The sequence below is a fragment of the Kitasatospora paranensis genome, from assembly GCF_039544005.1.
Classification (GTDB): Bacteria; Actinomycetota; Actinomycetes; order Streptomycetales; family Streptomycetaceae; genus Kitasatospora; species Kitasatospora paranensis.
The window spans coordinates 5029427-5054405 of the sequence record NZ_BAABKV010000001.1 but is presented as its reverse complement, the minus strand read 5'-3'; the positions used below and the strand labels follow the sequence as shown (position 1 = coordinate 5054405).

The 24979-nt window shown below is 72.6% G+C and carries 18 protein-coding genes, 1 tRNA gene, 2 pseudogenes and 1 riboswitch; of the genes and pseudogenes, 8 read left to right on the top strand and 13 right to left on the bottom strand.

What is annotated here, in order from left to right; all coding sequences use genetic code 11:
• Positions 1-2: 2 nt before the first annotated feature.
• The 4 genes from ABEB13_RS24350 (at position 3) to ABEB13_RS24335 (ending at position 3577) form a co-directional block, all read left to right on the top strand.
• Positions 3-290 carry a hypothetical protein gene (locus ABEB13_RS24350; RefSeq protein ID WP_345707191.1) on the top strand — a complete coding sequence of 96 codons (288 nt, stop codon included), beginning with the start codon at positions 3-5 and terminating at the stop codon, positions 288-290.
• A gap of 88 nt (positions 291-378) precedes the next feature.
• The gene (locus ABEB13_RS24345) at positions 379-1863 is read left to right on the top strand and encodes a CHAP domain-containing protein (protein WP_345707190.1); all 1485 of its coding nucleotides are present in this window, start codon (positions 379-381) and stop codon (positions 1861-1863) included.
• Positions 1794-2756: an SGNH/GDSL hydrolase family protein gene (locus tag ABEB13_RS24340; RefSeq protein WP_345709806.1), complete on the top strand. Its 963-nt coding sequence runs from the start codon at positions 1794-1796 to the stop codon at positions 2754-2756. The genes ABEB13_RS24345 and ABEB13_RS24340 overlap by 70 nt, the downstream gene beginning before the upstream one ends.
• The gene (locus ABEB13_RS24335) at positions 2738-3577 is read left to right on the top strand and encodes a DUF8189 domain-containing protein (protein WP_345707189.1); all 840 of its coding nucleotides are present in this window, start codon (positions 2738-2740) and stop codon (positions 3575-3577) included. Before ABEB13_RS24340 ends, ABEB13_RS24335 begins: the two co-directional genes overlap by 19 nt.
• A 17-nt stretch (positions 3578-3594) precedes the next feature.
• On the opposite strand, the gene ABEB13_RS24330 is transcribed toward ABEB13_RS24335, so the two are convergent.
• The 3 genes from ABEB13_RS24330 to ABEB13_RS24320 all read right to left on the bottom strand — a co-directional run bounded on the left by ABEB13_RS24330 (position 3595) and on the right by ABEB13_RS24320 (position 5064).
• The gene (locus ABEB13_RS24330) at positions 3595-3921 is read right to left on the bottom strand and encodes a hypothetical protein (protein WP_100888763.1); all 327 of its coding nucleotides are present in this window, start codon (positions 3919-3921) and stop codon (positions 3595-3597) included.
• A gap of 73 nt (positions 3922-3994) precedes the next feature.
• Positions 3995-4870, bottom strand: a complete 876-nt coding sequence (locus ABEB13_RS24325; RefSeq protein WP_345707188.1) for a Bax inhibitor-1/YccA family protein — start codon at positions 4868-4870, stop codon at positions 3995-3997.
• 109 nt (positions 4871-4979) lie between these two features.
• Positions 4980-5064: transfer RNA gene (locus ABEB13_RS24320), tRNA-Leu, on the bottom strand.
• A gap of 310 nt (positions 5065-5374) precedes the next feature.
• Between ABEB13_RS24320 and ABEB13_RS24315 the strand changes: the two genes are divergently transcribed.
• Complete coding sequence (locus tag ABEB13_RS24315) at positions 5375-6148, top strand: ABC transporter ATP-binding protein (protein ID WP_345707187.1); 774 nt, start codon at positions 5375-5377, stop codon at positions 6146-6148.
• A 47-nt stretch (positions 6149-6195) separates the two neighbouring features.
• Positions 6196-8754 carry an ABC transporter permease gene (locus ABEB13_RS24310; RefSeq protein WP_345707186.1) on the top strand — a complete coding sequence of 853 codons (2559 nt, stop codon included), beginning with the start codon at positions 6196-6198 and terminating at the stop codon, positions 8752-8754.
• A 253-nt stretch (positions 8755-9007) separates the two neighbouring features.
• Here ABEB13_RS24310 and ABEB13_RS24305 read toward each other — a convergent pair.
• The 7 genes and pseudogenes from ABEB13_RS24305 to ABEB13_RS24275 all read right to left on the bottom strand — a co-directional run bounded on the left by ABEB13_RS24305 (position 9008) and on the right by ABEB13_RS24275 (position 16969).
• Positions 9008-10377 (bottom strand): annotated as a pseudogene (locus ABEB13_RS24305) (NAD(P)/FAD-dependent oxidoreductase).
• 428 nt (positions 10378-10805) lie between these two features.
• On the bottom strand, positions 10806-11747 hold the full coding sequence (locus ABEB13_RS24300) for a Ppx/GppA phosphatase family protein (protein WP_345707185.1): 942 nt from the start codon (positions 11745-11747) through the stop codon (positions 10806-10808).
• 127 nt (positions 11748-11874) lie between these two features.
• Positions 11875-12399, bottom strand: a pseudogene (locus tag ABEB13_RS24295) (DUF501 domain-containing protein); the annotation flags it as partial.
• Positions 12396-12836, bottom strand: coding sequence for an FtsB family cell division protein (locus ABEB13_RS24290; protein WP_345707184.1), 441 nt, complete (start codon positions 12834-12836; stop codon positions 12396-12398). The gene ABEB13_RS24290 and the pseudogene ABEB13_RS24295, both read right to left, overlap by 4 nt.
• Before the next feature lie 101 nt (positions 12837-12937).
• The gene (gene eno / locus ABEB13_RS24285; RefSeq protein ID WP_345707183.1) at positions 12938-14224 is read right to left on the bottom strand and encodes a phosphopyruvate hydratase; all 1287 of its coding nucleotides are present in this window, start codon (positions 14222-14224) and stop codon (positions 12938-12940) included.
• A gap of 198 nt (positions 14225-14422) precedes the next feature.
• The gene (locus ABEB13_RS24280) at positions 14423-15268 is read right to left on the bottom strand and encodes a transglycosylase family protein (protein WP_345707182.1); all 846 of its coding nucleotides are present in this window, start codon (positions 15266-15268) and stop codon (positions 14423-14425) included.
• Positions 15269-15272: 4 nt separating this feature from the next.
• Positions 15273-15436, bottom strand: a riboswitch (cyclic di-AMP (ydaO/yuaA leader).
• Positions 15437-15712: 276 nt separating this feature from the next.
• Positions 15713-16969, bottom strand: a complete 1257-nt coding sequence (locus tag ABEB13_RS24275; RefSeq protein ID WP_345709805.1) for a cytochrome P450 family protein — start codon at positions 16967-16969, stop codon at positions 15713-15715.
• 152 nt (positions 16970-17121) lie between these two features.
• Here ABEB13_RS24275 and ABEB13_RS24270 point away from each other — a divergent pair, with 152 nt between their 5' ends.
• Positions 17122-17550 carry an SDR family NAD(P)-dependent oxidoreductase gene (locus ABEB13_RS24270; protein ID WP_345707181.1) on the top strand — a complete coding sequence of 143 codons (429 nt, stop codon included), beginning with the start codon at positions 17122-17124 and terminating at the stop codon, positions 17548-17550.
• Here the strand turns inward: ABEB13_RS24270 and ABEB13_RS24265 are convergent.
• The 3 genes from ABEB13_RS24265 to mfd form a co-directional block, all read right to left on the bottom strand.
• A complete protein-coding gene (locus ABEB13_RS24265) occupies positions 17508-18500 on the bottom strand; it encodes a nucleoside triphosphate pyrophosphohydrolase (RefSeq protein WP_345707180.1) in 993 nt (330 codons plus the stop codon). The genes ABEB13_RS24270 and ABEB13_RS24265 overlap by 43 nt on opposite strands.
• Positions 18501-18541: 41 nt before the next feature.
• Entirely contained in the window at positions 18542-19180 is a 639-nt protein-coding gene (locus ABEB13_RS24260; protein ID WP_345707179.1) for a SurA N-terminal domain-containing protein, read from the bottom strand.
• 179 nt (positions 19181-19359) lie between these two features.
• Entirely contained in the window at positions 19360-22974 is a 3615-nt protein-coding gene (mfd, locus tag ABEB13_RS24255; RefSeq protein ID WP_345707178.1) for a transcription-repair coupling factor, read from the bottom strand.
• A 621-nt stretch (positions 22975-23595) separates the two neighbouring features.
• On the opposite strand from mfd, the gene ABEB13_RS24250 reads away from it, so the two are divergent.
• Entirely contained in the window at positions 23596-24912 is a 1317-nt protein-coding gene (locus ABEB13_RS24250) for a nucleotide sugar dehydrogenase (RefSeq protein WP_345707177.1), read from the top strand.
• The last annotated feature ends 67 nt before the right edge of the window (positions 24913-24979 follow it).

Genomic DNA, 24979 nt, shown 5'->3' with positions numbered 1-24979 from the left:
GCATGGTCCTCGTCCACCTGCTGCTCGCCAGCGCAGGCAGGACACCCGGGACGCCCGCCGAGGCCGCCGTCCTGGAGGATGCGCTGTGGGCGCACGCCGCCCCGCGCCACGCACTTGAGCACGTACGGGTGCGGAGCTTCCCGCACGGACTCGGCGTCGCCCTGTTCGTCCGGGGCCTCTCGGCCACCGCGGCCGAACGCTCGGCCGCCGACCTGGTCACCCTGGTCGTTCGCACCACCCCCGACGCCGCCGGCTACTCCGTCGTCTCCGGCCCGGCCGCCACCCCCTAGCCGTCGCCCCGTCCGCGACCGCTTCTCCGTCCTCTGCCGCCGCCCCGTCGGCCGCCCCCTGGTTCCGCCTGCCCCGAGGAGCACTGTCATGCCCGTTCGCCCCACCAAGCTCGCCCGTCTCGCCCTCGCCACCGCCCTCACCGCCTCCGCCGCCATGGCCGCCGTGACCGCCGCCACGACGGCCGCCCATGCGACCACGCCGGGCGAGGCGATCGCGAACACCGCCGCCGGCCAGCTGGGCAACGCCGCGTGCGGCAACGGTGGCGCGGGCTACTACGCCTCCGGCACCGGCCAGTCGTCGAGCTGCTCGGGCGGATCCGAAGCGCACGCCTGGTGCGCCGACTTCGCCGGCTGGGTGTGGGCACAGAACGGGGTGAAGAACCTGGGTGTGCTGAACAACCTGGCCAACAGCTTCGCGACGTACGCCAACAAGAACACCGGCGGCCTGTCCTCCACCCCGCACGTGGGCGACGCCGTCTTCTTCCACCCGAACGCGTTCAGCGGCTCGACCTACGACCACGTCGCCATCGTCACCGCGGTCAACGCCAACGGCACCATCGAGTGGATCGGCGGCAACCAGGGCGCGTCGCCGGGTCACGTCACTCACAACTCCGGTTCCGGTCAGGTCGGTTCGGGCATGTGGACGGTCAACGGATACACCGTCAACCTCCAGGGGTACGCCAGCCCGACGGTGGACGCGACCACCACCTCCCCGTGGATCAACACGGCGCACCTGGTCGACCTGACGCCGGACGGCGGGCTGCACAACGCCGAGGGGAACTACTCGGCCGGCTCCTGGAGCAACTGGAGCGACATGGGCGCCGCCGGCATCAAGGAGGTCACCAGCACCTCGACCGGCTCCACCCTCCGGGTGTTCGCGATCGGCAGCGACAACCGCATCTATGAGAAGGACGGCAACTACGCCACCGGCCAGTGGAGCAGCGGCTGGTTCCAGCCCGAGGCCGGCCCGACCATGGTCGCGGTCTCCGCCTCGTCGTTCGGCAACACGGTGCACCTGACCGCGATCGGCACCGACGGGCAGCTGTACAACTCGGACGGCAACTACCCCAGCGGCGGCTGGAACGGCTGGACGGCGCACGGCGGCACCAACCTCAAGCACCTCGCCAGCGCGTCCACCGCCAACAACGTCAACCACGTCTTCGCGGTGGACGGCAACAACCAGCTGCTGGAGATCGACGCCGACTACGCGGCGGGCAGCTGGGGCTCCTGGTCGCCGGCGGCCAACGGCTTCACCGGCAAGGACGTCACTGCCGCGGCCTTCGGCAACATCGTGCACCTGGACGCCATCGGCATGGACGGCAACCTCTACAACACCGAGGGCAACTACGACGCCTGGTCCTGGAACGGCTGGTCGAACATGGGCGGCGGCGGCCTCAAGCGCCTCACCAGCGCCACGTCCTCCGTGACCAACGTGAACCACATCTTCGCGATCAACTCCGCCAACCGGCTGACCGAGATCGACGCCGACTACAACACCGGCCGCTGGAACACCTGGGCCGAGCCCGCCGGCGGCGCCGACTCCATCGGCCTCACCGCCGCCTTCACCAGCTGACCGCCCGATACCCCACCCGCGTCCGGCCGCCCGGCCTCTTCCCCGGGCGGCCGGCCCCGTGTTCCGGCACGCCCCGACCGCGCCCCTGGAGATCCGATGAAACGCCCCGCCCTGCTCACCGTCTCGGCCGTGCTCCTGGCGGCGGGCGTCGTCGCCTCCCCGCGCAGGCGGCGACCGCCTCCGCACCGACCGTCCGGGTCCTTCCGCTCGGCGACTCGATCACGTTCGGCCAGGGCAGCTGCACCGGCGGGGGCTACCGGCAGCCGCTGAGCGCGCTGACCGCCGGGCACTCCGGCTACGCGGTCGACTTCGTCGGCGGACGGCAGCACGGCGCGATGACCGACCCGGAGCACGAGGGCCACCCGGGTGACACCATCGACCAGATCCGGGCCGGAGTCGACGGCTGGCTGGCGAGCTCCCGCCCGGACGTGGTCCTGCTGCACATCGGGATCAACGACCTCAACCAGAACCTGGACCAGGCCCACGCTGCCGACCGGGCGACCCAGCTGATCGACCGGATCTTCACCGACCGGCCGAACGTGACCGTGGTCATGCAGGGCCTCATCCCCACGACACCCGGCTGGTGGAACCAGGACCTCTCGCAGCCGGTCGCGCAGTACAACGGCCGGCTCCGGCAACTGGAGGCAACCGAGCAGCAGGCCGGCCGACACTTCCGGTTCGTGGACGCGCCCGCGCTGACCCCCGCGAACCGGGCGGACGCCACCCACCCTGCGCAGATGACCGACGGCCTGCACCCGAACGACGCCGGCTACTCCTGCTCGCGCAGAACTTCCACACGGCACTCGACGAGGCGTACGCGGCCGGGTGGTTCTCCGGCGGCTCCCCGAGCGCCTCCTCGCCCTGGGCCGGCACGGTGCACCTGGCCAACGTGACGCCGGACGGCAGCGTGCACAACACCGAGGGCAACTACACGGCGCGGTCCTGGGCCGGGTGGAGCGACCTGGGCGGCATCGCCGGGACGAAGGAGGTGGCCGCTGCCGCCACCTACTCCGTCCATCACCTCTTCGCAATCGGTGCCGACAACCGGCTCTACGAGAAGGACGGGGACTATGCCGCCGGCCGGTGGTCGGACTGGACGCCGCTGCCCGGCAGCCCGAGCGTCCGGGCGGTGACCGCCTCGTCCTACGGCGACACGGTGCACCTGGCCGTCATCGGCACCGACGGGCACCTCTACAACTCCGACGGCGTCTTCCCCGACGGGGGCTGGAACGGCTGGACCGACCACGGCGGCACCGACCTCAAGCGGCTGGCAAGCGCGACCACCACGAGGAACGTCAATCACCTCTACGTCCTCGACGGGAACAACGGACTGCAGGAGCTCGACGCCGACTACTGCGCCGGCGCATGGAGCGGCTGGTCTCCCGCGGCCAACGGCTTCACCGGTCAGGACGTGGCCGCCGCTGCCGCCGGGGACACCGTCCACCTGGACGCCATCGGCATGGACGGCAACCTGTACAACACCGAGGGCCGCTACGACCTGGGCAGCTGGAACGGCTGGTCGAACATGGGCGGCGGCGGCCTCAAGCGCCTCACCAGCGCCACGGCCCAGGGTGTCAACCACATCTTCGCGATCAACTCCGCCAACCGGCTGACCGAGATCGACGCCGACTACAACACCGGCCGCTGGAACAGCTGGGCCGAGCCCGCCGGCGGCGCCGACTCCATCGGCCTCACCGCCGCCTTCACCAGCTGACCGCCCGATACCCCCACCTACCGGGTGGCCGACTCCTCCGTCCGCAGGACGTCGGCCAGCGCCTCGGCCAGCAGGGCGGGCTCGCCCGCCGCGGCGGCGGCCAGGTCGTGACCGGCCACCGCCAGCTGGTCGCCGACCGCGAACTCCCCGGCGTCCGGGATCTCCCGGGCCGGCTCCCCCTCCGCCGCCAGGGCGGTCAGCGCCAGCCTGCGGGCCAGCGCCAGCACCGCCGCGGCCCGGGACGGATGCCCCGGCACCGCCGCGAGCAGCCGGCTCTGCGGCATCGAACGGCACCGGTCGGCCAGGCGGTCGACGGCTTCCAGCAGGTCGTGCGCTTCGGACATGCAGCGAGCGTATCGGCCCCGCAACGGCGAACGGCCCCGGGAGCAGCTCCCGGGGCCGTTCGCGCACCGGTGGTCAGTCGTCGCCGCGCAGGATGGCGATCAGGCGCAGCATCTCCAGGTAGATCCAGACCAGCGACAGGGTCAGCCCGAAGGCGGCCCGCCAGGCCTCCTGCTGCGGGGCGCCGCCGCGGATCGCGTTCTCGATCTCGGCGAAGTCCAGCGAGAGGAAGAAGGCGCCCAGGCCGATGCCCAGCAGGCCGACCACGATGCCGAGCGGCCCGGAGCGCAGGCCCATGTCGGCGCCGAACAGCGAGGCGACCAGGTTGATCAGCAGCAGGCCCAGGAAGCCCATCGCGACCGTCAGGCCGATCCGGGCGTAGCGCGGGGTGACACGGATCCGGCCGCTCTTGTAGGCGACCAGCATGGCGCCGAAGACGGCGGCCGTGCCGAGCACGGCCTGGATCGCGATGCCGGGCCAGATGTCGTTGAAGACCTTGGTGACCGCCCCGAGGAAGAAGCCCTCCAGGCCGGCGTAGAGGAGGATGAGCGAAGCGCTGACGCTCCGCCGGAAGGTGATGACGAGGCCGACAACGAAGGCCGCCATCGCCGCGCCGAGGGCGAAGCCGTACGTCCCGGAGGGCAGGGCGAACCAGGCAACGGCGCCGGCCGCGACCAGGGTGAGCAGGGTGAGGGTCGTCCGGGCGACCACGTCGTCCATGGTCATCCGGCCGGTCTGCAGCGGGCCCGCGGACGGGGACGCGTACATCTCGGCGAGCTGCTCGTCCGTCAGCGGACCGCCCTGGGGCCGCGCGGCGTAGGGATTGTTGGCGTAGGGGTCGCCCACGTGGGCGCCGGCGGCGGACGGCTGCGAGGTCGTGCCGAATCCCGCGTACCCCGTGTCGCGGGAGAAGGAGCCCTCCCGCGAGAAGACCGGGTTGCTGCTTCTCATGTCATTCCCTCCGGGGCGGCACGGCACCACCCACGGAGCAAGAGTAATGGTTTGGCAAAGGGGCCCGCGTCCACCGTGAGGATGATCTCGGGGAGCGGGCAGGATGCACTGGTGCCCGGAGCCGGACTCGAACCGGCACGGCCTCACGGCCAAGCAGTTTTAAGCTGCCCGTGTCTGCGTTCCACCACCCGGGCGTGAACCGCGCGCCCCTGTACGGGCCACCCCTGAGCCTAGTCGCCCGGGCCCTCGTTGTGCATGTTCCGCTCGCCGGAAGTTGTCATGTTTCCTTGCCATCTGACGAACTGTCCGGGATCCGGCCAGCGGCCCGATCGGTTCCGGCCAGTGCCGCCGCATCAGGGTCGGTGTCATACCGCAGGAGGAGGGCCGGACCTCCGGATACGCCTGGCGGCGGGCGGCACAACCGTCCCGCGGAGCGACGAGGGGCAAGATCGCCGGGCCGAGGATGGAGTAGCCAGCCCGCACCCTCCCGACAGGAGCTCCTCCGTGACCACGACGACCGCAACCGCCGTCCGCACCGGCCAGGCGGCCGCCCGCGCCACCGGCCTCAGCAAGGTCTACGGGGAGGGCGAGACCCGTGTGGTCGCCCTGGACGACGTCAGCGTGGTGTTCCCGCAGGGCGAGTTCACCGCGATCATGGGGCCCTCCGGCTCCGGCAAGTCGACCCTGATGCACTGCATGGCCGGGCTGGACACGGTCTCGGCGGGCTCGTCCACGATCGGCGACACCGAGCTGGTCGGGCTGCGCGACAAGCAGCTCACCCAGCTCCGCCGCGACAAGATCGGCTTCGTCTTCCAGGCGTTCAACCTGCTGCCGACGCTGACCGCGCTGGAGAACATCACCCTTCCGATGGACATCGCGGGCACCAAGGTCGACCGGCAGTGGCTGGAGCGGGTCGTCGACACCGTCGGCCTCTCCGGCCGGCTCTCGCACCGCCCGTCCCAGCTCTCCGGCGGCCAGCAGCAGCGCGTCGCCTGCGCCCGCGCCCTGGCGAGCAAGCCCGCGATCATCTTCGCCGACGAGCCCACCGGCAACCTCGACTCCCGCTCCGGCGCCGAGATCCTCTCCTTCCTGCGGAACTCGGTCCGCGAGCTCGGCCAGACGGTGGTCATGGTCACCCACGACCCGGTGGCCGCCTCGTACGCGGACCGGGTGGTCTTCCTCGCCGACGGCCGGATCGTGGACGAGCTGCTCGCCCCGACCGCCGACACCGTCCTGGACCGCATGCGCCGCTTCGACGCCAAGGGTCGGACGAGCTGACGCCTCGTACGCAGGCCGCCCGCTCCCACCTCCCCAGGACTGACCCCATGTATCGCACCGCACTGCGCAACGTGCTGGCCCACAAGGGCCGACTGCTGATGACGGCGCTCGCCGTCCTGCTCGGCACGGCCTTCGTGGCCGGCACCATGGTCTTCTCCGACACCCTCGGCCAGGCCATGAAGAACAGCTACACCAAGAGCTTCGCCGACATGTCCGTCCTGGTGACCGACTACACGGCCGACGGCGGCTCCGGCCCCGGGCCCAAGCGCGAGCACGGCACCGAGCAGCTGACCGACGCCACCGTGAAGCAGTTCGCCGCCCTGCCGGGCGCGGCGGGCGCCCGCGGCGTGGTGTCGGGCTTCATCGGCGTCGCCGACCGCAAGGGCGATCTGATCGGCCAGGCCTGGAGCGCCCGGGGCGCCAACTACGTCCCCGACCCCGCCGGACACGACGCCCGCTACCCGCTGGTGGAGGGCCGCGCGCCCAAGGGCGCCAAGGAGATCCTGCTCGACCGCGCCACGGCGGAGAAGGGCGGCTACAAGGTCGGCGACACCGTCCGGCTGGCCACCAACGGCCCGGCCCTGGACACCGTGCTGACCGGCATCGTGACCACCGACGACCCGGAGGTCTCGGCCGGCGCCACGCTCACCCTGTTCGACACCGGGACGGCCCAGCGGCTGCTGCTCACCCCCGGCCGGTACAGCAGCATCGCGGTCAAGGCCGGGCCCGGCACCACCGAGGACGCCCTGCTGGCCCGGGTCGAGCAGGCGCTCCCGGCCGGCGACCGCTTCCGCAGCGAGACCGCCCGGTCCCTGACGGACGAGCAGAAGCGGATGATCGCGGAGGGCACCAGCGGGATGAAGACCATGCTCCTGGTCTTCGCCAGCATCTCGCTCTTCGTCGGCATCTTCATCATCGCCAACACCTTCACCATGCTGATCGCCCAGCGCACCAAGGAGCTGGCGCTGCTGCGCGCCGTCGGTGCCGGGCGCTCCCAGGTGACGAAGTCCGTCCTGGTCGAGGCCCTGATCATCGGTGTTTCCGCGTCGGTGGCCGGTCTGCTGGCCGGCATCGGGATCGGCGCCGGCATGCAGGCGCTGGTGCACGCGCTGGACTCCACCATGCCCACCGGCTCGCTGGTGATCGCCCCGGCCACGATCGTGGTCGCGCTGGTCGTCGGCGTCCTGGTGACGGTGCTCTCCGCCGTGGTGCCGGCCGTCCGGGCCTCCCGGATCGCCCCGGTGGCCGCGATGAGCGGCGGCGACCAGCCCGCCACCCAGAAGAGCCTGATCGTCCGCAACGTGATCGGCTCGCTGGTGACCGCCGGCGGTCTCGCGCTGATCGCGGCGGGCGCGGCCACCCACAACTCCGACGGCCGGATCCCGGTGGCCGCGGGCGCCTTCTTCGCGCTGATCGGCATCTTCGTCCTGCTGCCGCTGCTCTCCCGCCCGGTGATCGCGCTGGTCGGCCCACTGCTGGCGGCGCTGGCCGGCACCCCCGGCAAGCTGGCCCGGCAGAACGCGGTGCGCAACCCGCGCCGCACCGCCGCCACCGCGGCCGCACTCACCATCGGGCTGACGCTGGTCAGCGCGCTGACCGTGCTCGGCGCCTCGGTGGGTTCGGCGGTGGACAAGGCCGTCACCGGCTCGATGAAGGCCGACTACGACGTCGCCATGGTCAACGGCCACGGCCTCGACCCGCAGCTCGCGGCGAGGATCGCCAAGGCCCCCGGGGTGAGCGCGGCCAGTGCCGTCTCCTACCTCCCCTGGCGGATCGAGGGCGTGGACTCCTCCGCCATGTCGGTGGACGCGTCCGCCGCGGGCAGTCTGCTGAAGCTCACCATGACCAGCGGCACCGCCGAGGCCCTCGGGCAGGGCCTGGTGCTGGTCGACGGCAGGACCGCGAAGGCGAGCGGGCTGCGGGTCGGTTCCGCCCTGCAGGTCACCTACCCGGACGACACCCGGGGGACGGCCACCGTGGGCGGCGTGTTCGAGGGCAACGACATGCTCCCGTCCGTGCTGGCGGGCAGCGCGGCGGGCACCGGGCACGGTCAGGAGGCCGAGGTCCGCGACATCCTGGTGAAGGGCACGGACGGGCCCACCACGGCGCTCCGGCAGGCCGTCAAGGACGCCACCGGCAACAACCCGGTGATCGAGGTCAAGACCAAGCAGGACATGCGGGACGAGTTCAACAAGATGATCACTTTCGCGCTGAACATGATGTACGGCCTGCTGGCCATGTCCGTCCTGGTCGCCGTCCTCGGCGTGATCAACACGCTGGCGATGTCGGTCTTCGAGCGCAAGCGCGAGATCGGCATGCTGCGGGCGATCGGACTGGACCGCCGCGGGATCAAGCGGATGGTCCGGCTGGAGTCGGTGGTGATCTCGCTGTTCGGCGCGGTGGTCGGCGTGCTGCTCGGCTGCTTCCTCGCCTGGGCGGTCAACGGGACCCTCTCCGCCAGCCTGCCGGGCCTGGGCACGGTCGTCCCGTACGGCAAGATGCTGCTCTTCCTGGCGCTGGCCGGGCTGGTGGGCATGGTCGCCGCGATCTGGCCGGCCCGCCGGGCCTCCCGGCTGGACATCCTGGCCTCCATCAAGACCGACTGACGCCCCGTCGCCGGGCACTCCCGGGCCCCTCGCCCCGACCGCGGGCGGGGGCCCGGGCCGTGCCGCCCGGCACCCGCCCGGCACCGGGCACGCCGAAGGCCCCTGCCCGGTTGTGGCAGGGGCCTTCGGTACTTCTGTACTCCGCCCGGCTCGCACGGCCGGCTGAGCACCACGGAGGTCGTGGTCCGGCGACGTTGCCGGGCGGAGGGCCTCCGACTCACCCCGGCCTGCCCAGGCCGGGGTCGCCGTCTGCTTACTTGCTGGTGGCGAGTTCCTTCTCGGCCGGCTTCGCCTGGGCCGGGAGGGTCTTGGCGGGGCCCGCCGCCTCCTGGAACGCCTCGAAGGGCCGCTCCATCTCGGCCAGTCCGACGGTCTCGCGCTTGAGGAACATGGCGAGCGTCCAGTCGGTGAAGACCGGACCTTGCGGTTCATGGTCGGTACCCGGCTGCCGTGGTACAGGCGGTGGAACCACCAGGCGGGACGGCCCTTCAGCTTGTACTTGCCGAAGAGGATCGCCACGCCCTTGTGCAGGCCGAGACCGGCGACCGCACCGAGGTTCTTGTGCTTGTACTGCTTCTGCGGGAAGCCGCGCATCCCGGAGATCACGTTGTCGCCGAGGACGAGCGCCTGGCGGACGGCGTGCTGGGCGTTCGGCGGGCACCAGGCGCCCTCGCCGACGGCGAGGTCCGGCACCTGGGCGTTGTCGCCGGCGGCCCAGACGTAGTCGAAGCCCTGGACCTGGAGGGTCGGCGCGGTGTCCACGTGGCCGCGCGGGCCGAGCGGGAGGCCGAAGTGGTTCAGGACCGGGTTGGGCTTGACGCCGGCCGTCCACACGATGGTGGAGGCGTCGGCCTCCACGCCGTTCTTCAGCACCACGTGCTGGTCGACGCAGGAGTCCATCGAGGTCTCGATGTAGATCTCGATGTTGCGCTCTTCGAGCTTCTCCTTGGTCCACAGACCGAGGTCCGGGCCCATCTCGGGGAGGATCCGGTTGGCCGCCTCGACGAGGATGAAACGCATGTCCTCGCGGCTGACGGTCTTGTAGATCTTGGCCGCGTCGCGGGCCATGTCCTCGACCTCGGCGATGGTCTCGACGCCGGCGAAGCCGCCGCCGACGACCACGAAGGTCAGAGCCTTGCGGCGGACGTCCTCGTCCGTCGTGGACTCGGCCTTGTCGAGCTGCTGCATGACGTGGTTGCGGAGGCTGATCGCCTCTTCGACCGTCTTCATGCCGATGCCGTGCTCGGCCAGGCCGGGGATCGGGAAGGTGCGGGAGACCGAGCCGGTGGCCACGACGAGGTACTCGAAGGGCAGCTCGTAGGGCTCGCCGGCCGCGGGCAGGATGGTGGCGACCTTGCGGGCGTGGTCCACACCGGTGACCGCACCGGTGAGCACCTCCGCCTTCTTGAGGGCGCTGCGCAGCGGCGCGACGAGGTTGCGAGGCGCGACGTTGCCGCCGGCCGCCTCGGGGAGGAAGGGCAGGTACGTCATGTACGACCGCGGGTCGACGACCGTGACGGTCGCTTCGCCGTAGCGCATCTTCTTGAGGATGCGCATCGCGGCATACAGGCCGACGTAACCACCGCCGACGATAAGGATGCGAGGACGCTCCGTGGTGCTCATATCCGAAAGTATCCACCCCCTTCTGACGGGCACTTCGTGAGGCCCGTCACAAGCCCCTGGACACCCCCTGCTACACTACGCGGCCGCATTTCCGGCCGGTGGCCGTCCGCTCACGCCCGCGGGTGGGTACGGGTGAGCCCTGCCGGGCGGAGGGTGTCGCTGAGCAGCAACGATCCCCGGGGGGCGGCGGTTCCCGGGCGGGAATTCGATTCCACCGGCCGTGGCCGAGCCCTGCCTGCGATCCGGTGGCCGTGCCCCGAGAGGTGCCTTCGGTCCCACATAGCGGACGGAGCGGGCCCCGGAGTCCGACGAAAGGCTGGGCCGCCATGTGAAGAAATTCACGAACTTTCTCGCGGCGCGCCCCGCAGGCCGCGGCCCCGGGCGCCGACGGGGCGCTCCGGGGCCGTCACGGTAAGGGGCGAAGCGGGTCAGGAGGCGATACTCCAGGCGATGCCGTCGAGGATGTCGTGCTCGCTGACGACCACCTCGGGGGCGCCCGTCCGCTCCATGATCTCCAACAGGACCAGGGCCCCGGCGGCGATCACGTCCACCCGGCCCGGGTGCATCACCGGGATCGCGGCGCGCTCGGCGTGGGTGGCGCCCAGCAGCCGGGCCGTGGTCTCGCGCACCTGCCCGACGGTGAGCCGGGCGTGGTGGATCCGCTCGGAGTCGTACGCGGGCAGGCCGAGCACGATGCCGGCCACCGTGGTGACGGTGCCGGCCAGGCCGACCAGGGTGGCAGCCTCGGTGAGCGGCACCGCCTCGGCCGCCGTGTCCAGGGCGGCGAGGATGTCGGCCTTCGCGGCGGCGATCTGATCGGGCGTCGGGAGCTCGCTGCCGGCGAAGTGGCGCTCCGTCATCCGCACGCAGCCGATGTCCACCGAGCGGGCCGCCCGGACGTCGTCGGCCCCGAGCACGAACTCGGTGGAGCCCCCGCCCAGGTCGAAGACCAGGTAGGGCGCCTTGAACGTGCCGGCGGTCAGCTCCTTGGTGGCACCCACGAAGGAGAGGTGGGCCTCCTCGTCGCCGCTGACCACCTGGGGTGCGACACCGAGGATCGCGCGCACGCCCGCGGTGAACTCCGCGGCGTTCTCGGCGTCCCGGGAGGCACTGGTGGCGACGAACCGGATGCGCTCCGGGCCGACCCCGTGCTCGGCGATCACGGCGGCGTACTCGCGGCAGGCCGCGAAGGTGCGCTCCAGCGCGTCGGGGTGCAGCCGGCCGGTGGCGTCCACGCCCTGGCCGAGGCGGTTGATGACCATCCGGCGGTCGAGATCGGCGATCGCCCCGGTGTCCGGGTCGAGATCGGCGATCAGCAGCCGGATCGAGTTGGTGCCGCAGTCGATCGCGGCCACGCGGGTGGTGGTCACCTGTCCCCTCCTCCTGCGCCTGGCGCTTCTTCTCGGCGCGCTCGGCGGACTTCTGCTCCTTGGCCGCGATGACCGCGGTGTGGTCCTGGTTCTTGGCGCGGTTGCGGGCGACCCGGCCCGCCGCGGCGTCGACCTCGGCCGGCGAGACGCAGGGCCCCTTGGCCCACCAGTCCTCCAGCATGCCGATCGCCTCGTCGCCGAGCGGGTTGACGCCCGGGCCGGCCGCCAGCGCGTGGCCGACCAGCACGTGCAGGCACTTGACCCGGTCGGGCATGCCGCCCGCGCTCGGGAAGCCCTCCAGCACCTCGATGGCGTCGCGGCGGGCGATGTAGTCCTCGTGCGCCCTGCGGTAGGCGTCGGCCAGCTCCGGGTCCTCGGCGAGGCGCGCGGACTGCTCCTTCATCACGCCGTCGGCCTCCAGGGTGCCGATCAGCGAGGCGGCTCGGGGGCAGGTCAGGTAGTAGAGCGTCGGGAACGGCGTGCCGTCGGGCAGCCGGGGCGCCGTCTCGACGACGTCCGGGTTGCCGCACGGGCAGCGGTGGGCCACGCCGCGCGTCCCGCGCGGGACGCGGCCGAGCTGGGCGGCGATGGCGGCGATGTCGCGGTCGGCGTCGGGGGCGTCGGCGGGGCCGGGAAGCTGTTCAGAGGTCATGGGGTGCTGTCTTCGTGAGGGGCGGGGGCCTGGTCGGCCAGGTCGACCGAGTCCAGGACGGTGGTGTACCAGGGTTTGGCGGCCCGGACGGGGCCGGAGCCCAGCGCGTCGCCCGAGACCGAGCCCTGGGTGGCGGGCGCCGACGGGTCGACCGAGACGAACGGGGTCTCACCCGGCATCGCGTAGTGCAGCCGCTCGCGGGCCTGCGCCTTGACGTACTCCGGGTCCTGCCAGCGGGCCTTCTCCCGGCGGAGCTCCTCCACCTGCTGGCGGGCGTGTTCGGCCCGGGCCCGCTGGGCGGCGATCTCGGAGCGCTGGGTCAGGAACTGCCGGGTGGGGTAGGCGAGTATCGCCACCAGCGAGCACAGGACGAGCACGAGCACCGTCGCACGGCTGGTGAAGCGCGGACGCCCCGCCAGTCCCGGGATCTTCCACATGCTCGTACCCCTCCTGCTCACGCCGGTGCCCCGGCCCCACCCTACGGGGTGGACGCCGGGGCACCGGTCCAGCGGCTGTGTGTCAGCGCGCGGGTGTCAGCTCAGCCTTCGAACTTGAAGCGCGGGAACGCGCCGCGGCCCGCGTACTCGGCGGCGTCGTCGAGGATCTCCTCGATGCGCAGCAGCTGGTTGTACTTGGCGACGCGCTCGGAGCGGGCCGGGGCGCCGGTCTTGATCTGGCCGCAGTTGGTGGCGACGGCGAGGTCGGCGATGGTGACGTCCTCGGTCTCGCCGGAGCGGTGCGACATCATGCAGCGGTAGCCGTTGCGCTGGGCCAGCTCGACGGCGTCCAGGGTCTCGGTCAGCGAGCCGATCTGGTTGACCTTGACGAGCAGCGCGTTGGCGGTGCCGGTCTCGATGCCGCGGGCCAGACGGGCCGGGTTGGTGACGAACAGGTCGTCACCGACGAGCTGGACCTTGTCGCCCAGCTTGTCGGTCATGGCCTTCCAGCCGTCCCAGTCGGACTCGTCCAGCGGGTCCTCGATGGAGACGAGCGGGTACGCGGCGACGAGCTCGGCGTAGTAGTCGATGAGCTCGGCGGAGGAGATCGCCTTGCCCTCGAAGGTGTAGGCACCGTCGTTGTGGAACTCGGAGGCGGCGACGTCCAGGGCGAGCGCGACGTCCTTGCCCGGGGTGTAGCCGGCCTTCTTGATGGCCTCGACGATGAGGTCGAGGGCCTCGCGGTTGGAGTCCAGGTTCGGCGCGAAGCCGCCCTCGTCGCCGAGGCCGGTGGACAGGCCGCGCTCCTTCAGCACGCCCTTGAGCGTGTGGTAGACCTCGACGCCCCAGCGGACGGCCTCGGAGAAGGACTCCGCGCCGATCGGGGCGATCATGAACTCCTGGATGTCGACGTTGGAGTCCGCGTGCGAGCCGCCGTTGAGGATGTTCATCATCGGCACCGGCAGGACGTGCGCGTTCGGGCCGCCGAGGTAGCGGAACAGCGGCAGGTCGCTGGCCTCGGAGGCGGCGTGCGCGACGGCGAGGGAGACGCCGAGGATGGCGTTGGCGCCGAGCGAGGACTTGTCCGGGGTGGCGTCCAGGTCGAGCATGGCCTGGTCGATCAGGCGCTGCTCGGTGGCGTCGTAGCCGACCAGCTCGGGGCCGATCTGCTCGATGACGGCGAGGACGGCCTTCTCGACGCCCTTGCCGAAGTAGCGGTTCTTGTCGCCGTCGCGGAGCTCCAGCGCCTCGAAAGCACCGGTGGACGCACCGGACGGGACGGCGGCACGGCCCGTGCTGCCATCGTCGAGACCCACCTCGACCTCGACGGTGGGGTTGCCGCGAGAGTCGAGAATCTCACGGGCTACGACGACATCAATGGACGGCACGAAGCATCTCCTAGCGGAAGCGGATGTGAGTCGTTACGACCAGAGCCTAACCGCACGGGGCCCCAGGGCCATGCCGGGCATGGCCCTGTCTCACCGTGTGGCCCGGCTACTCGCCGGTAGTTCACCTGAAGGATCGTAAACCGGACCTCCCGGTCGCAGCCGCGGCGCCGGGGCCGCGACCGGGAGGCCGGGCGGCCGTCAGCCCAGCTCGATCTCCTGCCCGGGCAGGATCAGGTCGGGGTCGGCGCCCACGGTCGCGCGGTTGGCCGCGTAGAGCTGCTGCCAGCCGCCGGGCACGTCCCGCTCGACGGCGATCCCCGACAGGGTGTCACCGGGCCGGACGGTGTACGTTCCGCGGCCGGTCTCCGGCAGCGGCGCCGCCTGCAGGGTCTGCCCGCCGGCGTCCGACGGGTCAGCTGCCCGCGAGCCGGTGTCCGGCCCGGTGTCGGACGCCTCCTCCACGCCCTCCGGCAGGTCGGCGGCCGCGGCGTACCGCTGGTAGATCTCCCGGTGCGCCGTCCAATACCAGGCACCGTCCTTCTGGTACCAGTACACCCGGTCGTCCGCGTCCCAGCCGCCCCGGCCGGGGAACTGCGGGGCGGCGCCGGAGCGCGGCGCCGCGGTACTCGCGCCCTCGGCGGAATCGGCCTTCGCGAGTGAGCCGCCGCCGCGGGTCAGGCCGGCGCGTTTGGAACAGACCGGCCAGGCGCCGGGCCCCTGGGAGGCGAGCACCTTCTCGGCGACGGCGATCTGCTGGCCCTTGCTGGCCTGGTGGGCGAAGGCCGCGTACCGGGTGCCACCGAAGCCCTTCCAGGTGCCGGCGGTGAACTGGAGGCCGCCGTAGAAGCCGTTGCCGGTGTTGATGGCCCAGTTCCCGCCACTCTCGCACTGGGCGACCTTGTCCCAGGTGGAGACCGGTGCTGCGGACGCGCCGGCGGCGGTGAGCAGCGGAAGGGCGAGGCCGACGCCGGTGACGCCCGCCACGGCGACCGCCTTCTCGGCGGAGGTGCGACGGCGGTGGCGGCCAGGTCCGGTGAAGAGCATGGGAAGTCCCTCTCCGAACGCCTGCGAGGTGAGCTGTCGGGTTCGGACCGGGAGGCTTGGCCCGGCCGCGGCCGCAGGAGGGGACCTGCTGACGCGGCTTCACCCCTAGCCGTGGGGACGGCGACGAACGTGGGTCCCCCGCCCCTGTCCTGGGTCTGTTCCGTCGAATCGGCGCGCGGTGGACAGGATTCGGCGTTCCGCGGCCGCGGCCCGCGGTTGCGGGCCGATCCGGAGAGTAGGCAGATCGAACGACCAATCACAAGCTCATATCGCCACTATCACGCAAGAATTACGGCGAACCGATTATCGCCCACGAACGAGGCTGATTTGTCCGGTTTGACGGCCCTTCGGGCGGGCCGCGACACGCGCCCGGTCGACACGCCCCCGGGCGGAGCAGCGGACGGCCGCCGGCCGCTCCCGGCGCGCCGGCCGTCCGGCGGCGGGTCAGCCCCCGGAGGGCGTGAAGGACACCGGCAGTTCCCGCAGCCCGCGCATGATGAGACCGCCCCGCCAGCGGAGTTCGTCCGGGTCGGCGGCCAACTCCAGGTCGGGCAGCCTGGTCAGCAGGGTGGCCAGCGCCGCCCGCCCCTCAAGCCGGGCCAGCGGCGCGCCGATGCAGTAGTGGATGCCGTGTCCGAACCCCAGGTGCGGGTTGTCGGTGCGGGCGAGGTCCAGCGTGTTCTCGTCGGAGAACCGCGCCGGATCGCGGTCGGCCGCGGCCAGCACCACCAGCACCGGGTCGCCGGCCGGGATCCCCACCCCGCCGACGGTCAGCGGGACGGTCGCGAACCGCCAGGTGGCCAGCTCCACCGGTCCGTCGTAGCGGAGCAGTTCCTCGATGCCGGTCTCCAGCAGGCCGCTCTCGCCGCGGGCCACCGAGGCCTGGAGCAGGGCCCGCTGGCCGGGGTTGCGCAGCAGCGCGTACAGGCCGTTGCCGATCAGGTTGACGGTGGTCTCGAAGCCCGCGAACAGCAGGATGAACGCCATCGCCGCCGCCTCGTTCTCGGTGAGGTGCTCGCCGTGGTCGCTCGCCCTGATCAGGCCCGAGATGAGGTCGTCGCCGAGGTCGGCGCGCTTGCGGTGGATCAGCTCGGCGAGGTAGCCGCGCATCCGCTTCACCGCCCGCGCCACGCCGCCGCGCGGGCCGCGGCCGTGCCGGATCATCATGCCCGCCCAGTCCCGGAAGTCGTCCTGGTCCTCGGCGGGCACCCCCAGCAGGTCGCAGATCGCGTAGATGGGGAGCGGGAAGGCGAACTCGTGGATCAGGTCGGCCGAGCCGCGCTCCGCGAAGGAGTCGATCAGCCGGTCGGTGAGCTCCTGCACCCGTGGCTCGAACTCCGCCACCCGGCGCGGGGTGAACGCCTTGGACACCAGCCGGCGCAGCCGGGTGTGGTCGGGCGGGTCGATGTTCAGCAGGTGGGTCATGAGGTCCGCCTGCCGCTCCCCCGGGATGCCGACCCGGCCGGCCCGGTGCGCCTGCTCGCTGTGGTGCACCGGGTTCTTGGAGAGCCGGGCGTCCGCGAGCGCCTGCCGGGCGTCCGCGTACCGGGTGACCAGCCAGGCGTCCACCCCGCTGGGCAGGGTGGTGCGGTGCACCGGCGCGTGCTCGCGCAGCCAGGCGTACGCGGGGTAGGGATCGGCGGCGAACTCCCACGTGAAGAGGTCGGGTCGGTGCGGCAGGGGGTGTCCGGCATGTTCCAGACCGTATCTTGACCTGGACGGGCGTGAGTCTGGTCACCTGGCGGGTAATCCCTGTTGCGGAGGGTCGCGGGGTGCCTACCATCCTCCGATAACCGTTGGTGGCGGCCGTGCGGTGCCGTCCACGGGGTATCGCTCTCAGGGAGGAGCAGGCCATGCGAGTAGCCGGGGCAGTGGTGGTCATCGCGGTACTCGGGGGCGGCGAGGGCGGGGATCTCGCCCGCCGGTTCGCCGCCGCCGGGGCCAAGGGCCTGCTGGTCGCCGATCTGCGCCCCGGAGTCGCCGAGGACCTCGCCGCCGAGCTCGACCGGCCCGGCTGCCCGGTGGTCGGCGTCAGCGGCGACGCCCACCAGCCCAGCGACATCGCCGCGCTGGTCGCCACCGCCGCCAAGCACCTCGGCCCGATCGACCTGTTCGCGGTGGCCGGCCCGCACGGCGAGCGGGTCGTCTCCCTCGACGAGCTGCCCGACCACCTGGACCCGCTGGCCGAACTCCTCGCCCTGGTCGGCGAGGCGATCGGCGAGGTCGTCCCGCCGCAGCGTCAGTCGGTCAGCCCCTCCGCGGCCCGCACCGCCGTCCGGTAGCGGCGGCCCGCGCCGCGCAGCGCGGCGTCCACGTCCACCCCGGCGTCGTACGCGCGCTGCGCCACCGCGAGCAGCAGCTCGCCCGCACTGTCCGCGGTCAGCTCCGCGGGCAGCTCGTACGGCGCGTCGGGCACCGCCGTGAAGCCCGCCCGGCGGACGCGGGAGACCAGCTTCGCCGCGTACGCCAGTGACGGCAGCCCGGCCGGCACCCCGTCCAGGACGGACTCGCGCTGCTTCTCGGCGGCCTTCAGCTGCTCCCAGTTGGCCTCCACCTGGGCCGACTCGTCGGCCTCGACGTCTCCGAAGACGTGCGGGTGGCGGTACATCAGCTTCTCGACGATGTCCCCGGCCACGTCGTCGACCGAGAACGGGTCCTCGGGGTGCTCCTCGGCGATCCTGGAGTGGAAGAAGACCTGGAGCAGGACGTCGCCGAGCTCCTCGCGGAGCGTGACCCGGTCGCCCTCCTCGATCGCCTCGACCAGCTCGAAGGCCTCCTCCACCAGGTACTTCACCAGCGTCTCGTGGGTCTGCTCGGCGTCCCAGGGGCAGCCGCCGGGCGAGCGCAGCCGGTCCATCACCGAGGCCAGGTCCAGCAGCCGGGCCCCGGGGAGGTCCCAGGAGCCGGGCAGCAGCTCGATCTCCGGCACCGACCCGGCCTCCTCGACGGCGATCCGGGCCAGCGCGTCGGTGAGGCCGGGGTCGCCGTCCGGACTGCCGAGGAACAGCACCGGGCCTGCCCCGGCCAGCAGCCGGGCCAGCGCCGGGGCGGACGTCCGCTCGACGAGCTCCACCTCGACGCCGGCCTGGCGCAGGGCGGGCAGCTGCGGGTGTTCCGGGTCGGCGGCCAGCACCCGTCCGGCGGACTTCAGCGCCTCCCAGGCCGGCCAGGACAGCAGGCCGGGGGCGATCCGGTGGGTGGTGGTCAGCAGGATCAGCTTCGGAGTCTCCACACCCCGAACCTACCCTCCGGCGCGGACCGCCGGGGGCGGGGTCAGGCCGTCGCCGCGCGCTGCGGCAGCCAGTCGGCGACCGCGTCGACCAGGGCGATCCGCTGCGGGTCCCAGCGGCCGTACCGGGGGTTGACGTCGATCCGCAGGGCGCCGCCGGCCTCGGCGAGCGCCTTGCGGACGACCGCGTCGCCGGCCGGGGTCTGGGCGTCCTGCCCCTGGGCCGCGGCGATCTTCTTGATGCCCAGCTGCTGGCGGTAGAAGGACGGGATCGCGGCCGCGTCCACGCCCTGCCGGAGCACCAGGGCCCGCTGCAGGGCGGCGTCGCCGCCGAGCATCTTCGCGTCGGCCGCCCGCTGCTGGTCGACCTCGCCCTCGGAGACGGACAGTCCGCGGTCGGCGAGGGCCCGGGCGATCACCCGGTCGAGGACGAGTTCGGCGACGGTGCGGCGGGCGAGGCCGTTCTCCTCCGGGACGGCGCCGCCCGCGGCGGCGACCACCGTGGCGTCGCGCAGCGCGGTCACCCTGGCCTGGACGGTGGAGATCGGGATCCGCTCGTCGCCGACCACCGCCGCCGCCCCCTGGTGGGCCGGTGCGCCGCCGCACGCGGAGAGCGCCGCGGCGGCGAGCAGGACACCGGCGACCGTACGAACGGGCCGGCGGGCGGAGCGGGTGCGGATCACTTGGGGCCTCCCGGGTGGGCCCCCGGCCGAGGCCGGGGGCGGGTGCGGCTGGGCCCTGTCCGGCCGATCCTGCCGGGCCAGGACCCAGTGCGGTGTCCGATGGTTCTCCTGACTGAGGTGAACAATAGGGAGCGTTCCGGCCCCTTGCCCAGACCCCGTGCCCGTCCGGCGGATGGGCGTCAGCGCCTGGCGCCCGCCAGGTCGTCGAACATCGTGGTGAGGAACTCCGTGCTCCACGCGAGCAGTTCGCGCCCGAGCAGCGGCTTGCCGCCGATCCGGCCGCCGCTCACCGGCCGGGGCACCAGCAGTTGCGAGGTGGACCCCTTGATCTGGGTGCGCGGGTAGAGGCGGTTCAGCCGCAGCTCCTGCGACTCCCGCAGCTCGACCGGGCCGAACCGGACGAAGTTGCCCTGCAGCGTGATGTCGCCGATCCCGCAGCGCCGGGCGTACAGCCGCAGACCCGCCACCATCAGCAGGTTCTCCACCGGATCGGGCAACTTGCCGTAGCGGTCGGTGAGTTCCTCGCGAACGAGCACGATGTCCTCCTCCGAGTTCACCGCGGCGATCGACCGGTACGCCTGGAGGCGCAGCCGCTCGCCGGGCGCGTAGTCGTGCGGGACGTGCGCGTCGACCGGCAGCTCGATCTTGACCTCCAGCGGCTCCTCCTCCGGCACGTCGCCGCCCGCCAGCTGGTCGCGGAACTCGGCCACCGCCTCACCGACCATCCGCATGTAGAGGTCGAAGCCGACGCCGGCGATGTGCCCGGACTGCTCGCCGCCGAGCAGGTTGCCCGCGCCGCGGATTTCCAGGTCCTTCATCGCGACGTACATGCCGGCGCCCATCTCGGTGTGCTGGGCGATGGTCGCCAGGCGCTCGTGCGCGGTCTCGGTGAGCGGCTTCTCCGGCGGGTACAGCATGTAGGCGTAGCCGCGCTCCCGCCCGCGGCCCACCCGGCCGCGCAGCTGGTGCAGTTGGGAGAGGCCGAAGGTGTCGCCGCGCTCGACGATGAGGGTGTTGGCGTTGGAGATGTCGATGCCGGACTCGACGATCGTGGTGGAGACCAGGACGTCGAACTCCTTCTCCCAGAAGTCGACGACGACCTTCTCCAACTGGGTCTCGCCCATCTGCCCGTGGGCGGTGGCGACCCGCGCCTCGGGGACGAGCTCCTTGAGCCGGGCGGCCGCCTTGTCGATCGACTCGACCCGGTTGTGGATGTAGAACACCTGCCCCTCGCGCAGGAGTTCGCGGCGGACGGCGGCGGCGATCTGCTTCTCGTCGTACGGGCCGACGAAGGTCAGCACCGGGTGCCGCTCCTCCGGCGGGGTGGTGATGGTGGACATCTCGCGGATGCCGGTGACCGCCATCTCCAGGGTGCGCGGGATCGGCGTCGCCGACATCGTCAGCACGTCGACGTTGGCGCGCAGCTTCTTCAGCTGCTCCTTGTGCTCGACGCCGAACCGCTGCTCCTCGTCGACGATGACCAGGCCCAGGTCCTTGAAGCGGGTCTCCGAGGAGAACAGCCGGTGGGTGCCGATGACGACGTCCACCGAGCCGTCGAACAGGCCCTCCAGCACGGCCTTGGCCTCGGAGTCGGTCTGGAAGCGCGACAGCGCCTTCACCACCACGGGGAAGTTGGCGTAGCGCTCGGCGAAGGTCGAGAAGTGCTGCTGGACGAGGAGCGTGGTCGGCACCAGGACGGCGACCTGCTTGCCGTCCTGCACCGCCTTGAAGGCCGCGCGCACCGCGATCTCGGTCTTGCCGTAGCCGACGTCGCCGCAGATCAGCCTGTCCATCGGGACGGACTTCTCCATGTCCGACTTGACCTCGCCGATGGTGGTGAGCTGGTCGGGCGTCTCGGCGTACGGGAAGGCGTCCTCCAGTTCGCGCTGCCACGGGGTGTCCTGGCCGAAGGCGTGCCCGGGGGCGGCCATCCGGGCCGAGTACAGCTTGATCAGGTCGGCGGCGATCTCCTTGACCGCCTTCTTGGCGCGTTGCTTGGTCTTCGCCCAGTCCGCGCCGCCGAGCCGGTGCAGCGTCGGGGCCTCGCCGCCGACGTACTTGGTGACCTGGTCGAGCTGGTCGGACGGCACGAAGAGCCGGTCGCCGGGGTGGCCCCGCTTGGCGGGCGCGTACTCCAGCACAAGGTACTCGCGGGTCGCGCCCTGCACGGTGCGCTGCACCATCTCCACGTACCGGCCCACGCCATGCTGCTCGTGGACGACGTAGTCGCCGGCGGCCAGCGCCAGCGGGTCGATCGCGTTGCGCCGCCGGGACGGCATCCGGCGCATGTCCTTGGTGGAGGACTTCTGGCCGGACAGGTCGGTCTCGGTGATGACGGTGAGCTTCAGCGCCTCGTCGACGAAGCCGTGCTCGATCGAGCCGCAGGAGACGTACACGACGTCCCGGGTGGGGGCCTCGGCGAGGTCGGCGACCAGCCGGGCCGGGATGCCCTCGCCGGAGAGCACCTCGGCGAGCCGGGAGGCCGGGCCGTGGCCCTCCGTCACCATGACGACCCGCCAGTCGGCGTTCAGCCGCTCCTTGGCGTCGGCGATGGCGCGGGCGGTGTCGCCGCGGTAGGCCTCCACCGCGTGCATGCCCAGCGTCAGGGTGTCGGCGTCGAACTCCAGGATCTCGCTCACGGTCGAGTCGCTGGTGGCGAAGGGGCTCACCGACCACCAGGGCAGGCCGATCCCGGCGGCGTGCTCGCGGACGTCCGCCAGCGACCACAGCGAGGCCGCCGAGACGTCGATCTCCTCGACGTCGATCGGGCGGTCGCCGCCGGCCGCGGCCGCCACCCAGGACGCCGCCAGGAACTCCTGGCTGGTGGCCACCAGGTCGGCCGCGCGGGTGCGGACCCGCTCCGGGTCGCAGACCACCGCGACCGAACCCTTCGGCAGCACGTCGAGCAGCAGCTCCATGTCGTCCACCAGGACGGGCGCCAGCGACTCCATGCCCTCGACCGCGATGCCCTCGGCGATCTTGTCCAGGATCTCGGCCAGCCCGGGCTGCTCGACGGCCAGCTCGGCCGCCCGGGCCCGCACCTGGTCGGTCAGCAGCAGCTCACGGCAGGGCGGCGCCCACAGGCCGTGCTCGGCGATCTCCAGCGACCGCTGGTCGGCGACCTTGAAGTAGCGGATCTCCTCGACGTCGTCGCCCCAGAACTCCACCCGCAGCGGGTGCTCCTCGGTCGGCGGGAAGACGTCCAGGATGCCGCCGCGCACCGCGAACTCGCCGCGCTTCTCGACCAGCTCCACCCGGGCGTACGCGGCCGCCGCGAGCCGCCGGGCCACGTCCTCCAGGTCGTGCCGGCCGCCGCGCTGCAGCGCCACCGGCTCCAGCTCGGCCAGGCCCTTGACCTGCGGCTGGAGCACCGACCGGACGGGCGCGACGACGATCTGCACCGGGCCGGCCGCCACGTCGTCCGCGAGCGGGTGGACGATCCGGCGCAGCACCGCCAGGCGGCGGCCGACGGTGTCGGAGCGCGGCGAGAGCCGCTCGTGCGGCAGGGTCTCCCAGGCGGGGAACTCCGCCACCGCGTCCGGCGGCAGCAGCGAGCGCAGGCTGGCGGCCAGGTCCTCGGCCTCCCGGCCGGTCGCGGTCACGGCGAGCACCGGGCGGCCGCGCTCGCCGGCCTTCGCCGCCAGCGACCGGGCCAGCGCCGCGATCGCGAACGGACGGGCGGCCGGCGGGCCCACCAGGTCGAGGTGCTGCCTGTGCCCCGTGGCCGCCGCCTCGATCGCCTCGGCGAGGGCGGCGTCCCGTACGACGACATCGAGCAGTCCGGACAGGCTCATGCTTGTTGGCTCCACGGCTGGAGTGGCCCGGCGCCGAGCGGTCGGCCGGGCAACGCGAACAGCCCGGCACGCGGTGCGCCCCGGGGGTATCCAGCCTACGCCGCACGCCGCGCGGACACCCCCGCGAACCGGGCCCGGCACGGGCGGACGGGCCCGCGGGCGCGGCCTGCGGGGGCCGGCCGGGGGTGCGGAGCGGGCGGCCGGGCGCGGGCGGGAGGGGGACGGGCCGGGGCAGAACGTCAAGAACTCGACATACTCCTGTCACTGCCCGTCCATGCCGACCGCGCAGGATGGATCACGTGCCCGCCGCACCCAACCGTGGGGGATGGCTGCAGCGGGCCCGTCGCATCCCGATGGGGGTCGGGAGTGCGAAGGCCGGACGGCCCTGGGTGGGGGCGGCCGGCAGATGTGGAGGCCCGGGCCACCGCTCTTCCCTGGAGCGCGGCCCGGGCCTCACCGCTGTCCGCAACCCGCCGTCCGGTGCCGTCCGGCACCCCCGGCCCACCGCTTTGCGCGAAGCCGCCCGCGCCCCGCCCCGGCTCCGTACCCTCGTGTGAAGAAGGTGTGGGGCCACCCCGGAGAGGGTGTGCGCACCATTCGCGATGGAGGGGGTACTTCGTCATGCGCGTGGTCATCGCTGGGCAGGGCTACGTCGGGCTGCCGCTGGCCGTCCGGGCCGCCGAGGTGGGGCACCGGGTCGTCGGGTACGACGTCGACGAGCGCCGGATCAAGCGGCTCGCGGTCGGCGAGTCCTACGTCGAGGACATCCCCGCCGAGCGGCTGCGCCCGCTGCTGGACGGCGGCTCCTACCTGCCGTCCGCCGACGCGACCGACGTCGCGGGCTTCGACGTCGCGGTGATCACCGTGCCGACCCCGCTGCGCGACGGCGTCCCCGACCTCTCGTACATCGAGGCCTCGGCCCGGCTGCTCGCCCGCCACCTGCGGCCCGGCGCCACCGTGGTGCTTGAGTCCACCACCTACCCGGGCACCACGGAGGAACTGCTCGCCCCGCTGCTGGAGCAGGGCTCGGGGCTGCGCGCCGGCGCCGACTTCCACCTCGGCTACTCCCCCGAGCGGATCGACCCGGGCAACCCGGAGTGGAAGCTGGAGAACACCCCCAAGGTGGTCTCCGGCACCACGGCGGAGGGCCTGGCCGCGGTCGAGGGCTTCTACGGGCAGCTGGTGGAGCGCACCGTGCCGGTCTCCTCGTGCAAGGAGGCCGAGCTCACCAAGCTGCTGGAGAACACCTTCCGGCACGTGAACATCGCGCTGGTCAACGAGCTGGCGATGTTCGCCCACGACCTCGGCATCGACGTCTGGGAGGCGATCGACGCGGCCTCCACCAAGCCGTTCGGCTTCCTGCGGTTCACCCCGGGGCCGGGCGTCGGCGGGCACTGCCTGCCGATCGACCCCTCCTACCTGTCGTGGCGGGTGGAGCGCGCGCTCGGGCAGTCGTTCCGCTTCGTGGAGCTGGCCAACGACGTCAACAGCCACATGCCCGACTACGTGGTGCGGCGGCTCACCGAGGCGCTCAACGACCGGCAGCGGTCGGTCAACGGCTCACGGGTGCTGGTGCTCGGCCTCGCGTACAAGAAGAACACCGGCGACGCCCGGGAGACCCCGGCCGCCCGGGTGGTGGAGCTGCTGACGCGGATGGGCGCCGACGTCCGCGCCGCCGACCCGCACGTGGTGGCGGGCGTGCACGTCGCCGAGCCGCACATCCCGGGCCAGCGCGCCGCCGAGCACGACGCCCACGGGGGCGGGCCGCTGGCCTCGGTACGGCGGGTGGAGGCCACCCCGGAGGAGCTCGCCGCCGCCGACGCGGTGGTGCTGCTCGCCGACCACGACGAGTTCGACTACGAGGCCGTGTCGCGGCACGCGCGGTACGTGCTGGACTGCCGGCGCCGGCTGACGGGGGCGAGCGTCGAGGTGCTGTGAGCCTCGCTCCCCCGGTCGCAGGGAACACCGGGTGCCGCGCAACCATCCGGCCTGCACCCCGTGTGGG